Origin of the sequence: Mesorhizobium vachelliae, from assembly GCF_033977325.1 — a bacterium.
In the GTDB taxonomy this organism is placed as follows: domain Bacteria; phylum Pseudomonadota; class Alphaproteobacteria; order Rhizobiales; family Rhizobiaceae; genus Mesorhizobium; species Mesorhizobium vachelliae.
Map to the genome: position 1 here is coordinate 200,987 of NZ_JAVIIR010000009.1, position 15,112 is coordinate 216,098.

The 15,112-nt window shown below is 65.7% G+C and carries 10 protein-coding genes; all 10 read left to right on the forward strand.

Going from position 1 to position 15,112, the window contains the following annotated elements; genetic code table 11:
• Window positions 1-4: 4 nt before the first annotated feature.
• On the forward strand, window positions 5-628 hold the full coding sequence (locus RFM41_RS20290; protein WP_320250320.1) for an HD domain-containing protein: 624 nt from the start codon (window positions 5-7) through the stop codon (window positions 626-628).
• A gap of 5 nt (window positions 629-633) precedes the next feature.
• Window positions 634-1,782 carry a carnitine 3-dehydrogenase gene (locus RFM41_RS20295; protein ID WP_320250318.1) on the forward strand — a complete coding sequence of 383 codons (1,149 nt, stop codon included), beginning with the start codon at window positions 634-636 and terminating at the stop codon, window positions 1,780-1,782.
• Between the two features lie 4 nt (window positions 1,783-1,786).
• On the forward strand, window positions 1,787-2,950 hold the full coding sequence (locus RFM41_RS20300; protein WP_320250316.1) for an acyl-CoA dehydrogenase family protein: 1,164 nt from the start codon (window positions 1,787-1,789) through the stop codon (window positions 2,948-2,950).
• A 64-nt stretch (window positions 2,951-3,014) separates the two neighbouring features.
• A complete protein-coding gene (locus RFM41_RS20305; protein WP_320250314.1) occupies window positions 3,015-5,093 on the forward strand; it encodes an acetate--CoA ligase family protein in 2,079 nt (692 codons plus the stop codon).
• Window positions 5,086-5,868, forward strand: coding sequence for a carnitinyl-CoA dehydratase (locus RFM41_RS20310; RefSeq protein ID WP_320250312.1), 783 nt, complete (start codon window positions 5,086-5,088; stop codon window positions 5,866-5,868). Before RFM41_RS20305 ends, RFM41_RS20310 begins: the two co-directional genes overlap by 8 nt.
• A gap of 123 nt (window positions 5,869-5,991) precedes the next feature.
• Window positions 5,992-6,924, forward strand: a complete 933-nt coding sequence (locus tag RFM41_RS20315; RefSeq protein WP_320250311.1) for an alpha/beta hydrolase — start codon at window positions 5,992-5,994, stop codon at window positions 6,922-6,924.
• 364 nt (window positions 6,925-7,288) lie between these two features.
• Window positions 7,289-9,280 carry an NHL repeat-containing protein gene (locus RFM41_RS20320; protein WP_320250309.1) on the forward strand — a complete coding sequence of 664 codons (1,992 nt, stop codon included), beginning with the start codon at window positions 7,289-7,291 and terminating at the stop codon, window positions 9,278-9,280.
• Window positions 9,277-13,119, forward strand: a complete 3,843-nt coding sequence (locus RFM41_RS20325; RefSeq protein ID WP_320250307.1) for a DUF7929 domain-containing protein — start codon at window positions 9,277-9,279, stop codon at window positions 13,117-13,119. Before RFM41_RS20320 ends, RFM41_RS20325 begins: the two co-directional genes overlap by 4 nt.
• A 289-nt stretch (window positions 13,120-13,408) precedes the next feature.
• Window positions 13,409-14,086 carry a ribulose-phosphate 3-epimerase gene (gene rpe, locus RFM41_RS20330; RefSeq protein ID WP_320250306.1) on the forward strand — a complete coding sequence of 226 codons (678 nt, stop codon included), beginning with the start codon at window positions 13,409-13,411 and terminating at the stop codon, window positions 14,084-14,086.
• A gap of 257 nt (window positions 14,087-14,343) precedes the next feature.
• Entirely contained in the window at window positions 14,344-15,081 is a 738-nt protein-coding gene (locus tag RFM41_RS20335; RefSeq protein WP_320250304.1) for a GntR family transcriptional regulator, read from the forward strand.
• Window positions 15,082-15,112: the final 31 nt, after the last annotated feature.

Below are 15,112 nucleotides of genomic sequence, written 5' to 3' on the forward strand. Positions count from 1 at the left end.
CACTATGGCTACCGTCAAATTCACCGCGATGAAGGATGGCGACAAGGAAGACTACGAATTCCTGACCGCCCATGAGATCGACTATGCCGCCAAGACCGGCGACCGGCTGCTCGATGCGCTCGTGCAGCTGGACGAAGGGCTTTCGGGCTACAAGATCACCCGGCTCGGCCATTCGCTGCAGGCGGCGACGCGCGCCTGGCAGGATGGCGCCGACACCGACTGGATCGTTTGCGCGCTGCTGCACGACATCGGCGACATCTACGCGCCCTACAACCATGACGAATATGCCGCGACGATCCTAAAACCCTTCGTGCGCGAGCAATGCACCTGGGTGGTGGAAAAGCACGGCGACTTCCAGCGCCTCTATTACGCGCATCATCTGGGCGGCAATCGGCATGCCCGCGACCGCTTCGCCGGCCATCCCTATTTCGACGATTGCGACCAGTTCTGCGAACGCTGGGACCAGTCGAGCTTCGACCCCGACTACGAGACGCTGCCGGTCGCGTTCTTCCGGCCGTTCGTGCTCGAAGTCTTCGCCCGCAAGGCCTACGACCCGGCGGTGATCCGCGCCGGCGAGCGCGTGGCCCTCACGAACCCCGACACAGCCAAGACCAGAACCGGAGCCTGACAAGCATGAGCATCATCAACAAGGCTGCCGCCATCGGCGGCGGTGTCATCGGCGCCGGCTGGGTGGCGCGGCTGCTGTTGAACGGCATCGATGTGTCGATCTTCGATCCGGATCCGGAAGCCTCGCGCAAAGTGGGCGAAGTGATGAAAGGCGCGCGCCGCGCCTACAAGCAGATGCTGCCAGACGGCCTGCCCAAGGAAGGCAAGCTCACCTTCGCCAAGACCATCGCCGAGGCGGTCGCCGATGCCGATTTCATCCAGGAAAGCGTGCCGGAGCGGCTCGACCTCAAGCACAAGGTGCTGGCCGAGATCGATGCACATGCGCCGGCCAACGCCATCGTCGGCTCATCGACTTCCGGCATCAAGCCGACCGACATGCAGGTGGCGATGAAGAAGCACCCGGAGCGGCTGGTGGTCGGCCATCCGTTCAACCCGGTTTATCTGCTGCCGCTGGTCGAGATCGTCGGCGGCCAGCAGACTTTCCCGGAAGCGATCGAGGTCGCCAAGGAGCTCTATGCCTCGATCGGCATGAAGCCGGTGGTGGTGCGCAAGGAGATCGAGGCCTTCGTCGGCGACCGCCTGCTCGAGGCCGCCTGGCGCGAGGCGCTGTGGCTGGTCAAGGACGGCATCTGCACCGTCGAGGAACTCGACGACATCATGCGCTATTCCTTTGGCCTGCGCTGGGCGCAGATGGGCATGTTCCAGGTCTATCGCGTCGCCGGCGGCGAGGCCGGCATGCGCCACTTCATGGCGCAGTTCGGGCCCTGCCTGAAATGGCCGTGGACCAAGCTGATGGACGTGCCGGAGTTCAACGACGACCTGGTCGACCTGATCGCCACGCAGTCGGACGAGCAGGCGCATGGCCTGTCGATCCGCGAGCTCGAGCGCATCCGCGACGACAATCTGGTCGCGATCATGGAAGCGCTGTCGAGGCAGAACAAGGGCAAGGGCTGGGGCGCCGGCGCGCTGCACAAGGACTATACCAGGCAGCTCTCCAAGCTGGCTGCGAAGAAGGCCCCAGCCACGGCTCCCGCAAAGGCCAAGGCGGCAAAGCCGGCGAAGAAGGCAGCCAAGCCGGCAAAGGCTGAAAAGCCGACAAAAGCCGGGAAGCACGCCAAGGCTGACAAGGCGAAGAAGAGCAAGAAGAAGGGCTGAGTCGATGCAGTTCGGTCTTTCGGAAGAACAAAAGCTCATCGTCGACACGACACGCGCCTTCGTCGAGAACGAGCTTTATCCGCATGAGCGCGAGGTGGAGCGCACCGGCGTGCTGCGCCGCGAACTGATCGACGAATTGAAGGCGAAGGCGATCGAGGCCGGGCTCTATGCGGCCAACATGCCGGCCGATGTCGGCGGCGCGGGCCTCGATACGGTAAGCTGGCTGCTCTACGAGAAGGAGCTGGGCCGCGCCAATTATGCGCTGCACTGGACCTGTGTCGCGCGTCCGTCCAACATCCTGCTCGCCGGCACATTGGAGCAGCGCGAGAAATATCTCTTCCCCTGCATCCGCGGCGAGAAGTGGGACTGCCTGGCGATGACCGAGCCGGGCGCCGGATCCGATCTGCGCGGCATGAAGGCGACGGCCGTGCAGGACGGCTCGGACTGGGTGCTCAACGGCACCAAGCATTTTATCTCGCATGCGGACATCGCCGATTTCGCCATCGTGTTCATGGCCTCGGGCGAAGAGGATTCGCCGCGCGGCAAGCGCAAGAAGATCACCGCCTTCTTCGTCGACAAGGGCACCAAGGGCTTTTCGGTGCGCGACGGCTACCGCAACGTCTCGCATCGCGGCTACACCAATTCGATCCTGGAATTCGACGACTGCCGGCTGCCGGCTTCGCAGGTGCTCGGCGAAGTGCATAAGGGCTTCGACGTCGCCAATTCCTGGCTCGGCGCGACCCGCCTGCAGGTCGGCGCAACCTGCCTCGGCCGCGCCGAGCGCGCGCTGTCGCACGCCATCGAATATGCCGCGCAGCGCCAGCAGTTCGGCCAGCAGATCGGTAAGTTCCAAGGCGTCTCGTTCAAGCTCGCCGACATGGCGACGGAGCTGAAGGCCGCAGACCTGATGGTCTTCGAAGCCGGCTGGAAATACGATCAGGGCACCGTCACCGACCAGGACATGGCGATGGCCAAGCTCAAGGCCACCGAGATGCTGGCCTTCGTCGCCGACGAGGCTATCCAGATCCATGGCGGCATGGGGCTGATGGACGACCTGCCGCTGGAGCGCATCTGGCGCGACGCCCGTGTCGAGCGCATCTGGGAAGGCACGTCGGAGATTCAGCGACATATTATTTCGCGGGCGCTGCTGCGTCCGTTCGGAGCTTAGAGCATGATGCGCCAAAGCCGGGATACGGCTTTGGCGAAGATCGCGCTCAAACGAAAAGATGACCATGCATAAACTCGAACGTCTCCTGCGCCCGAAATCGATCGCCGTGTTCGGCGGGGCGCAGGCCGCCGCCGTCGTGGCGCAATCGATCAAGATGGGCTTTGCCGGCGAAATCTGGCCGGTGCATCCGACCAAGGACGAGGTCGCCGGCCGCAAGGCTTATCGCTCCGTTGCCGACCTGCCCGGAGCGCCGGACGCCGCCTTTGTCGGCGTCAACCGGCATCTCACCATCGAGGTGATCAAGGCGCTAGCCGAGCGCGGCGCCGGCGGCGCTGTCTGCTTTGCCGCGGGATTCCTCGAGACCGAGGCCTATGACGAGGACGGCGAGCGGCTGCAGGCGGAACTCGTTGCCGCCGCCGGCCAGATGCCGATCATCGGCCCGAATTGCTACGGCCTGATCAACTATGCCGACGGCGCTCTGTTGTGGCCCGACCAGCATGGCGGGATCAGGCTGGCCGAGGGAGGCAAGGGCGTGGCCATCATCACCCAGTCTTCCAACATCGCCATCAACATGACGATGCAGAAGCGCGGCCTGCCGATCGCCTTCCTGATGACGGCCGGCAACCAGGCGCAGACCGGCCTTTCGGAAATGGCATTGGGCCTGATCGAGGACGAGCGCGTCACCTCGCTCGGCCTGCATATCGAGGCTTTTGACTCGGTAGCCGGCTTCGAGAGGCTGGCCGCGCGCGCCCGCGAGCTGAAGAAGCCGATCATCGCCATGAAGGTCGGGCGCTCGGAGCAGGCGCGGCAGGCGACCGTCTCGCACACCGCCTCGCTCGCCGGATCGGACGCCGCCTCCGGCGCCTTCCTGAAGCGGCTCGGCATCGCGCGCGTCGATTCCATTCCCGCCTTCATCGAGGCGCTGAAGCTCCTGCACATCACCGGACCGTTGCCCGGCTACAAGCTTTCCTCGATGAGCTGCTCCGGCGGCGAGGCTTCGGTGATGGCCGACAGCGCCGAAGGGCGCTGGGTGCATTTCCCGACGCTGACCGACCAGCATCGCGCGCATGTGAAATCGACGCTCGGGCCGCTGGTCGCGGTCGCCAATCCGCTCGACTACCACACCTTCATTTGGAACAACGAGCCGGCGATGACGGCCACCTTCACCGCCATGGTGTCGGGCGGGTTCGACCTCAACATGCTGGTGCTCGACTTCCCGCGTCCCGACCGCTGCTCGGACGTCGACTGGTGGGCGACGCTGCGCGCCTTCGAGGCGGCACTGAAGACCAACAAAGCGCAGGGCGCGATCGTCTCCTCGCTGCCGGAAAACCTGCCGGAGGAATACACCGCCGGGCTGATGGCGCGCGGCATGGTGCCGTTGTTCGGCATCTCGGAGGCCATGGATGCCGCCCAGGCCGCCGCCTTCATCGGCTGGGCCTGGCGCGAGCCGCAGGCGCAGCCGGTCGACACCACGGCGGCGGGCGCATCCGAAGCCAAGCGCGTGACGCCGGACGAGGCCGAGGCCAAGGAAAGGCTGATCAAGGCCGGCCTGCCGGTACCGAAGGGCGAGCGCGCCTCCAACGCGGTCGAGGCGGTGATCTCGTCCATGACGCTGGGCTTCCCGGTGGCGCTGAAGGCTCTTGGCGTGACGCACAAGTCGGAAGTCGGCGCTGTCAGGCTGAACCTCAAGGACGCCGAATCCGTCAGCGCCGCCGCGCATGACCTTTTGCCGCTCGGCACCGGGCTCTATGCCGAGCGCATGGTACGCGACGGCGTCGCCGAGCTGATCGTCGGCTTCACGCGCGATCCGATGTTCGGCGTGGTGATGACGCTCGGCACCGGCGGCGTGCTGGTGGAGCTGTTGCGCGACAGCGTGACGTTGATGCTGCCGGCGACGCGCGACGACATCGAGGCGGCATTGCGTGGGCTCAAGCTCTATCCTCTCCTCGAAGGCTATCGCGGCCGGCCCAGAGCCGATGTCGCGGCTGCCATCGACGCCATCGCCGGCATTGCCGACTTCGTGCAGAAGAACGAGGGCGAGATCGAGGAGCTCGACATCAATCCGCTGATCGTCTGCGCCAAAGGCAAGGGCGCCTGGATCGCTGACGCCCTGCTGGTGCTTGGAGAAAAGAAGAATGGCTGACGTCATCACCACCCGCCGCGAAGGCGCCATCCTCGAGGTCACACTCGACCGGCCGAAGGCCAACGCCATCGACCTCAAGACGTCGCGGCTGATGGGCGAAACCTTCAAGGCGTTCCGCGACGATCCGGACCTGCGCGTCGCCATCGTCAAGACGGCCGGCGACAAGTTCTTCAGCGCCGGCTGGGACCTGAAGGCGGCGGCCGGTGGCGATGCGGTCGACGGCGACTACGGCGTCGGCGGCTTTGCCGGGCTGCAGGAGCTGCGCGACCTCAACAAGCCGGTGATCGCCTGCGTCAACGGCATGGCGGTGGGCGGCGGCTTCGAGCTGGCGCTGTCCTGCGACCTCATCTACGCCTCGGACCATTCCTCCTTCGCGCTGCCCGAGATCCGCGCCGGCACGCTGGCCGACGCGGCGACGATCAAGCTGCCGAAGCGCATTCCCTACCATATCGCCATGGACCTCCTGTTCACCGGCCGCTGGATGGATGTCGCCGAGGCGCATCGCTGGGGCCTGGTCAACGAGGTGCTGCCCAAGGACAAGCTCGAGGAGCGCGTCTGGGAGATCGCCAGGTTGCTCGCCAGCGGGCCGCCGCTGGTCTTCGCCTCGATCAAGGAGACGGCGCGGGTGGCCGAGGCGCTGACCTTCCAGGACGCCATGAACAAGGTGACGCGCCGGCAGCTGCCGACGGTCGACAAGCTCTACGGGTCGGAAGACAATATGGAAGGGTTCCGGGCGTTCGCGGAAAAGCGCGATCCGGTTTGGAAGGGACGATAGTCTCTTTACCCTCCCCTCGATGGGGAGGGTCGGACCGAAGGTCCGGGGTGGGGTGAAGCGCCGCCACCCCCACCCGCCGCTTCGCGGCGACCTCCCCCATCGAGGGGGAGGTAAGGAGTGCCCATGACCGACTACAAAACCCTCATCGACGCGGAAACCTGGGCCTTCATCGAGAAGACCAACTCCTATTATCCGCCGGATACGATCGACTATACGATCACCCAGCAGCGGGCGATCTACGACCGGATGTGCGGGGAATTCTTTGCCGGCTATCCGCAAGGTGTGAGCGCAGAGACGACAGCCATCGCCAACGGCATCTCGATCCGCATCTACCGCAACGCCGTTCCGAACAAAGCCGCGATGGTGCTCTACATCCACGGCGGCGGCTTCATCCTTGGCGGGCTGGACAGCCATGACGATGTCTGCGCCGAGCTCTGCGCGCGTACCGGCTTCGATGTGGTCTCGCTCGATTACCGGCTGGCGCCGGAGCATCTGCACCCAGCGGCCTTCGACGACGCCATGGACGCCTTCGAATGGGCCGCCAGGACCTATGACCGCCCCATCGTGCTCTGCGGCGACAGCGCCGGCGGCAATCTCTGCGCGGCGGTTGCGCATGCGACGCGCGGCCATCAGAAGAAGCCGGCCGGCCAAATGCTGATCTATCCCGGCCTTGGCGGCGACCACTCCAAGGGATCCTACGTGACCCATGCCGAGGCGCCGATGCTCACCGTGCGCGACCTCGACTTCTACAAGCATATCCGCACCGGCGGCGTGGATATGACCGGCGACATCACGCTCTACCCGCTCGCCGACGCCGACTTCGCCAATTTGCCGCCGACGGTGCTGATCACCGCGCAATGCGATCCGCTGTCGTCCGACGGCGGGGCCTACCGGGACCGTGTCGTGGCCGCCGGCGGGCACGCATATTGGTTCGAGGAACCCGGCCTAGTGCATGGCTATCTGAGGGCCCGGCACATGGTCGGCCGGGCGCATGCCAGTTTCACCCGCATCGTCGAGGCGGTTTCGGCGCTTGGGCGCGGTGACTGGCTCTGGTGATAGCCTCGCATGGCCGACTTTCCTTCCGCCTCTCATCCGCCGCATTGAACCTTTCCGTTCTGATCCGCGACTGACGGTCTGGCGCCGCAATGATGCGGCACGGAGGAAGGCGTCAATGATCGGAACTCCAGGGACTTCGAGGACTCGAGAAACCGAGTCCGCCCCGCTCAACCACCGCCTGTGTGATGGGTTCGATGCACTGGGCTTCCGGCTGGTTCCGTTGACCCCTCCCCGGCGCAGGCGTATCGTCGCAAGGACAAAGGCAGACAATTCAGCCAGGGAAGAACATGCCGCAACGCCGCGCCTTGCCCTGCTTGGCGCGACTGGACCGGATGTTCCTTCCGGCGGCTTCGGGGGGAGTTCAATGTCTGGCGTTCGCGGCTCGTTCCTGCGTTCCCGTGGCGGTCGTCTGCGCCGCGCGATCGCGACAAGCAGCGGAATTCTAGCCCTGGCGCTGTCCGTCGGCCTATGGCTCAGCGGCGCGGCGAAGGCGCAGGAAAACCAGATCATCTATCCCGGTTCGATGGCGGTCACCGGCTTTCCGGGCACCACCATTCCCGATTTCGACTCTCCCGATTCCAAAAAGGAGGGATTGCCGCCCGGCGTCGATCCGGTCGACGAGACCTTCATCGATACGTCCCGCGCATCCTTGCGCATTTTCAACGTTTCCAATCTCGGCGGGCCGGCTTCGGGCCAGCTTGTCTTCACGCCGCCGCCCTTCGAGGTAACGGCCGGGCAGATCGGCGAGGTGTTCGGCCTAACCTATGACGATGGCGTGCGCGACGGCGTGCCGTCGGGCATCCCGAACCTCTACGCGGCCGCGACCTCGCTGCACGGAATCGAGATCGTCACGCCGGACGCCGACAATGACGGCAGGCCGGAACGGCAGCGCCGCGGCGCCGCGGGCGCGGTCTTCATGGACGGCCAGTTCGGCATCGAGAATGGCGGCGGTCCGGGCACGATCTGGAAGATCGACGGCATCACGGGCGCGGTCTCGAAATTCGCCGATATCGACACCAACAGCGGGCCGGGCATCGGCAACCTCGCCTTCGATCCGAACCGCCGCGAGTTCTTCGCTTCGGATCTCGACACCGGGCTCATTCACCGCATCGATATCGAGGGCAATCTGATCGACAGCTTCGACCATGGCGTTGCCGGACGCCCGGCGCATGGGCTCGCCCCGGTCGCCGACGATGGCGCTGCGATGGACATCCACAGCGCGGCCTTCGACGCCGAAGACCCCGCGACCTGGGGTTACACGCAGGACGAGCGCCGGGTCTGGGCCGTCTCCTATCACGGCGGCCGGCTCTATTATTCGGTCGGCGAGAAGGCCGAAATCTGGTCGATCGGCATTGCGAGCGATGGCGGCTTCGCCGGCGATCCGCGCTGGGAACTGACGGTCAAGGCCGACAAGGACTTTGCCGTCACCGACATCGCCTTCGACAACAAGGGCTTCATGTATCTCGCCCAGCGCGGCGCGGTCGAAAACCGCTACGATTACAGCCGCTTCGCCGATTCCGGCAAAGGCGAGCTGATCCGCTACCAGCGCGAGGACCCGGATGACCCGGCGACGGAATCGGCCTGGGTCGAGGTGCCGCAGGAATATGCGGTCGGCTTCCCGCAAGGCAACCGCCAGTCGGCCGGCGGCGTCGACCTGCAATATCGCTATGACGCCGAGGGCAATCTCGACACTTCCGTCTGCACCGACACGGTCGTCAACACCGGCGACAAGTTGCGCGACAATCCCGAGCTTGCCGATCCCGCCGCCGGCGGTTCGCTTGCCGTGCATGGCGTGCAGCTGATGCCGAGCGCGCTGGTCAAGCCGGCCAACGTGCCGCCTTTCGGCTCCTGGTTCGTCGATTTCGACGGCTATTTCGAAGACCCGGACGTCCAGGGTCATGTCGGCGACATCAGGGTCTGGCGCCCCTGCGAAGGTCGCGCCGGCTATTATGAGGAAATCCCCGGCGGCTATCTGCCTCCGTTCTATCCGCCCGACTTCCCGCCGCCCGGCAATCTGCCGCCCTGCGTGGATGTCGAGGACGTGCATTATTACTGCACGCCGCGCGGTCTCCGGGCCGAACTCACTCTTCATGACCATGCCGGCTTCGGCGGCGATTCGATCAAGGCGCAGTCCAGGACACCCGGCGTCGGGGTGACAACCCCCATGTCGCATGTCCCGGGCAAGCCCTACACGGTCGACATCACCGGCCATGATCCGGGCGACACCGTCAATGTCGGGCTCTGCTTCTACCGCAAGTCCGACCAGGACAAGGGTGGCTACTACCCTTGCTGCAAGATGACGCTGCCGCTCAGAACGCCAGCCGTCGACTGCGAAGCGCCGAGGAGGGAAAAATGAGCGATCTCGCCCATTCCCGCCTCGCCTCGCGCAAAACCGTCATGGAGACGATCATGAAACCCCTGTCATATGCCAGGCGCGGCGCGCGCTGGCTGATGGCAGCCGGTATCGCGGTCGCCATGATGCCGGCCTTGCCGGCGCTCGCCCAGAACCAGGCTCCGGCCGCGACCAATCAGGCCGCCAATCCAGGGTCACGCGGCATCAATGCGGAACTCCCGCGGATCGTGCCCTTCTTCACCAAGAAAGGCGGCCAGAGAAGCTGCGATTCCGTCGAGTATGTCCTGAGCTTCGGCATCCATGGCGACCCGCAGGACTTCGACCGGCCAAGCGTGGCCGCCTTGCTCAAAGCGACAAGGCTCGATTTCAGGGATCAACTGCCGCACGGCCTGCAGATCGTCAGCGTCGATGTCGCCGGTGACGGCACCAGCGCCTCCGGCGGACCGCTGCCCGCTGCTTCGATCAGCACGTCGGCCGGCCCGAACGACACGGCGAGCGTTTCCAACTTCCGCATCAGCGCTGCCAACCTTGATGGCGTCGGAGCCGCGAACGAACGCGTCATCACCTTTCGGATCACCGCAAAGATAGACCATGCGGCCTTCCCCGCGCCGGCGACGGTCGACAACCAGGGAGAGATCAAGGTCTCGCTGCGGGGCGGCCCGGCAACGACCATCCCCTCGCACGATCCGGACAAGCCCGACGACGGCGATTTCCTCACCGGCGTGAAAACCTCGATCAAGATCGACCTGACCAAATGCAACCCGCCGCCTCCGCCTCCCGCCAAGGAATGCTTCAAGGTCGAGCACGGCACGGTCGACTGCGTGCCCGGCGGAGGCGCCTTCATCTACCATATGCCGGTAGGACCCGAGATGGGCGGCAAATGGGTGCAGGTGTCGACGACCACGCCCGGCATCAGCATCGTTCCCGACACCCAGAAAGTGCCGGTCGGCGGCGGCGTGCTGAACTGGAAGATCATCGGCGCCTCGCCCGGCGAGGCCATCCATCTCATCGTCACCGGCATCGAAGCCTATGCCGGGCCTAAGGAGGGCTGGGGGCTCTGCTGCACGCAGGTCATCGACATCGTCATCCCGCGTGACCTCAGATGCCCGCCGAAGGACAAGGAGCCGGACCTCAAGATCGAGAAGCATGCCGACGTGCCGCGCTGCACGATGGCCGGCGGCTGCGACTTCACCATCACCGTCACCAATGTCGGCGACGCGCCCTATAACGGCAAGATCGTGCTCGACGAGGTGACGCTGCCGGCCGGCTCCGTGTTGACCTCGGGGCCGAATGCGCCCTGGGTCTGCGCGCCCGGGACGACGCCGATGACCTGCACCTATCCGGCGACCACGCTCAACCCCAGCGCCTCCGTCAACCTCAAGCTCGGCTTCAAGCCGGCGGGCGGCTGGCAGGGCGGCGTGCTGCGCAACTGCGCCGCCTATGATTACCAGGCCAGCGGCAAGCCGCTGTTCGGCAGCCAGCAGAACGACCGCGGCTGCGCCTCGATCCCGATCTGCCGCCGTGGCGATCGCGATCCGCAGTGCCAGCCGCCGGTCGAGAAGAAGGTCGACCTGCTCCTGAAGAAGCGCGCCCGCACCCCGGTCTGCACGCCGGACGGCGTCTGCTCTTTCGTGATCGACATCATCAACAACGGCACCGGCACCTATAACGGGCCGCTGACGGTGATCGACAGCTACCCCGGCGGCGCGCCGACCTCGTCGACCTTCGGGCCGAGCCCGCCATGGACTTGCGGGCCGAACGGGCCTGGACAGTTCCGCTGCGACAATGCCGGCATCTCGCTGCCTCCGGGCGCCTCGACGCCGATCGTCGTCAAGGCGGTGATGCCGGCAAGCTACCGGCCGGACACCGTGCAGAATTGCGCCGAGGTGAAAGCCATTCCCAGCGAGGTCGACCTCGCCAACAACAAGGCCTGCGCGACCGAGCGCATCCGCCATCCGAATGGCGGCCAGCCCGGCCTACGCATCACCAAAGAATGCGGCGGCTCGCTGGCCGGCGCCGCGGTTTCCTGCCGCATCACCGTCACCAATGCCGGCACGGCGGCCCCGACTGGCCCTGTGCGGGTCAGCGATGCCGCCACGCTGGTGTCGGGCGGAGCGCCCGTCCAGATCCAGACCGTCACCCCTGACGGCGCGGAATGGGCTTGCGGACCGGTGCCTGCCAACACGCTGTCGTGCCAGATTCCCGGCGCCGTGATGACGCCCGGGACCAGCCGGCACTTCGACGTGGCGGTGAACGGCAATGGCGCGTTCGAGAACTGCGCGCGCGGCAGCTTCGGGCCAGCGCCGGGCGACGACATCGTCTATCCGATCGGCCAGGCCTGCGCGAAGGGCGGCGGGGCCTCGGCTATCCGCGTCGAGAAGACCGGCGATGCCGAGTGCCGGCCGGGAGAACCATGCTCGTTCGACATCACCATCACGAATGACGGGCCGAACCCCTTCTCCGGTCCGGTCCGCATCGGCGATGCGATCGGCGTGGAGGGTCTGGGCCGGCTGGAAGGCGTTCGGATCACCTCGATCGACCCGCCCTTCGGCTGCTCGCCGGAGCCGACGACGCTGCCCGCGTCCTGCATCGCCGATCTGACGCTGGGGGCTGGCGAACGCCACAGCCACCACGTCACCGTGATCCTTCCCGAGGATGGGCGCCTTGCCGATCTGCAGGGCACGGTCAATGGCCAGAACTGCGTCGGCGTACTTCCTCCGAACACGCCGGTGCAGGGCGGCGGCGATGTGCTGTCGCGCGAGCCGACCGCCAACCAGGGCGATCGCGGCAAGGCCTATGCGTGCCACCCCTTCACCATCAGGCATGAGGTGAAGAACCAGTGTTTGTATGGAATGGTGCTGGACCCGGCCGGCCGCTGCGTCTGTCCGGAAGGCACGACCTTCCGTGACGGCCAATGCTCGGGTAGTGGGGGCACGGGCGGCGGCAAGCTTCTGCCGCTGCCGGTGCCGCCAAGCTGCGTCCTGCTCCAGGGTCAGATCCGGACGGCGGACGGGCGTTGCGTCTGCCCGCGCGGCACGGAGCTGGAAAACGGCAAGTGCGTCAAGGGCGAAGGGCAGCAGGAGCCGCAATGCACGCTGGGTCCCGGCCAGTACCGCGACCAGGATGGCAACTGCGTCTGCCGCCGCGGCGAGCTGGTGAACGGCGTGTGCCAGGTCGCTCCGCCGAAATGCACGATCCGTGGCGCGGTGGCGACGTCCAACGGCAATGGCTGCGCCTGCCCGGACGGCACGCATCTCGATCGCGCGGCCAAGGCCTGCGTGCCGGACAAGCAGCCGCCTGCCCAGTGCCGTATCCACGGCCAGTCCCGCAATGCCGATGGCGATTGCGTCTGCCCAAGCCGCACGGAGGTGCGTGACGGCGCCTGCCGGCCGATCGTGTCGAAGCAGTGCCCGATCCGCGGCCAGCTGCGCGACGCCAATGGCAACTGCGCCTGTCCGGATGGGCTGGTGGCGCGGGGCAAGGCCTGCCAGCGGCCGAAGCCGAGCCAGGAGCAGTGCACCATCCGCGGCCAGGTCCACAACAAGCGGGGTGACTGCGTCTGCCCGCGTGGGACCGAAATCCGCGGCGGCGCCTGCCGCAAGCCGCCGGTGGAATGCGCACCGGGTGCCGAGTTCATCGACGGACAGTGCCAGCCGGTCTTCACCCGGCGGCGCTGCCCGGTCGGCACGACCGGACGGTTCCCGGACTGCACGCCGATCCGCAGGCGGCCGGGTGTCGAGATCAACCCCGGCATCCTGCTCAACCCGAACGTGCTGCGTCAGTTCCCGCAGCGCCAGCCGCGGCGCATGTTGCAGGACCCGACGGGCGCGGACATCCAGTAGCATCAAGCCGCAAATTGCCGGGTGAAGACGAAACCCGCCGGAGCGATCCGGCGGGTTTCTTTTCCGCATCACAGCAGGCGAGCGATGCGCCTGTCCGAAAACGGCTTTCCCTCGACCGGATCATGGTCTGGGCATTTTACCGTTTCGCGGAAACGGTGAAATGCCCTATCTCTTTGTTTTTACGCAATTCCGGACGGAAAAGCGCTCGCACTTTTCCTGGAATTGCTCTAGGCAATCGCCCTGACAGGCGTGCGACCGCGCGCACAGGACTGCCGGGAGAATTTGCGCCATGAGCAAGAAGACCCTGATCGCGCCATCGGTGCTGGCGTCGGATTTTTCCAAGCTGGGCGATGAGGTCGAGGCTGTCGCGGCGGCCGGCGCCGACTGGATCCATCTCGATGTGATGGACGGCCATTTCGTGCCCAACATCACCTTCGGCCCGCCGGTGATCAAGGCGATCCGCAATCGCACCAAGGCCTTCTTCGACTGCCATCTGATGATTGCGCCGGCCGATCCTTATCTGGCGGCCTTCGCCGAAGCCGGTTGCGACGGCATGACGGTGCATGCCGAGGCCGGGCCGCATCTCGACCGCTCGTTGCAGACCATCAAGAGCCTCGGCAAGAAGGCCGGCGTCTCGCTCAACCCGGCAACGCCGGAAACGGCGATCGAATATGTGCTCGACCGGCTCGACCTGATCCTGATCATGACGGTCAATCCGGGTTTCGGCGGGCAGGCCTTCATCCCGGCGATCGTCGACAAGGTGAAGCGGGTGAAGGCGCTGATCGGCAGCCGGCCGATCCATATCGAGATCGATGGCGGCGTCTCGGCCGAAACGGCGCCGCTGGTGACCGCGGCCGGCGCCAATGTGCTGGTGGCGGGCGCCGCCGTGTTCAAGGGCGGCAGCGTCGAAGCCTATAGGGCAAACATCGAAGCAATTCGCACTGCTGCCGACAGGACCGTAAGTTGAACGTATAGCTGTCCGATCTCTCGCGGGAGTTGCATAGTCACGACAGAGATTGAATGACCGTTCAATATGTGAAGCAATAAGAATATCAGCTTTTTTGTCGATATTCTACTTTGTTCAATAAATAGATGGCCCATCTTGTCTTAAAGTCGAATATCGCCATCTTCCGCTTGAGGCGCCACTGCCCGGCTGTATGATACATGTACGAAATTGCTTCGCCGAGGGGCCTGGCAAACCAGGGGCAAGCAACAGGAGTTCGATTGACAAACGGAAACACCGAGCCGGGCGAAAGCAGGGGCGGCAAAAGCACGCTTGCCAGCTCGGTCTACCAGCAACTGCGCGACGACCTGCTGCGCGGCGCTCTGGAGTCCGAGACGAAACTGCGTGTCGAATGGGTCGTTTCCCGCTATGGCGCCGGCGCCTCGCCGGTACGCGAGGCTCTCAACCGGCTGGCCGCCGAGGGCCTGCTCGGCCGTCACGACCAGCGCGGCTTCTTCCTGATGCCGGCCAGCGCCACGGAACTGGAGGAATTGACGCGCACGCGCTGCTGGCTGGAGGAGCGGGCGCTGCGCGAATCCATTGCTCACCGCACCGCCGAATGGGAAGAGCAGCTGGTGCTGGCGCTGCACCGCCTTGCGCGTGCCGAGCGCCGCCTGCCGGAAGACCCGACCACCAACAACCCGGAATGGGAAAAGCTGCACCGCGCCTTTCATCGCGCGCTGATCGCGGCGTGCCGGTCGCACTGGCTGATCGGCTTCTGCGATCAGCTGTCCGATCAGGCCTCGCGCTACCGCCTGATCTCGCAAAGCGCGCCTGGGGTGGCGCGCGACGATCTTGGCGAACACCGCATCATTGCCGAGCGCACTCTGGATGGCGACGCCGACGGCGCGGTCGAGGCGCTTCTCGATCATTACCGCCTCACCGCGGCGATTTGCATCGAACGCTTCGCTCAAGGCTACGATCCGAGGGCCGGCGCCAGCAAGGCACGCCGCAGATAGCGACTGAAAGGCGCCGCGCAGTTTTTGCTCC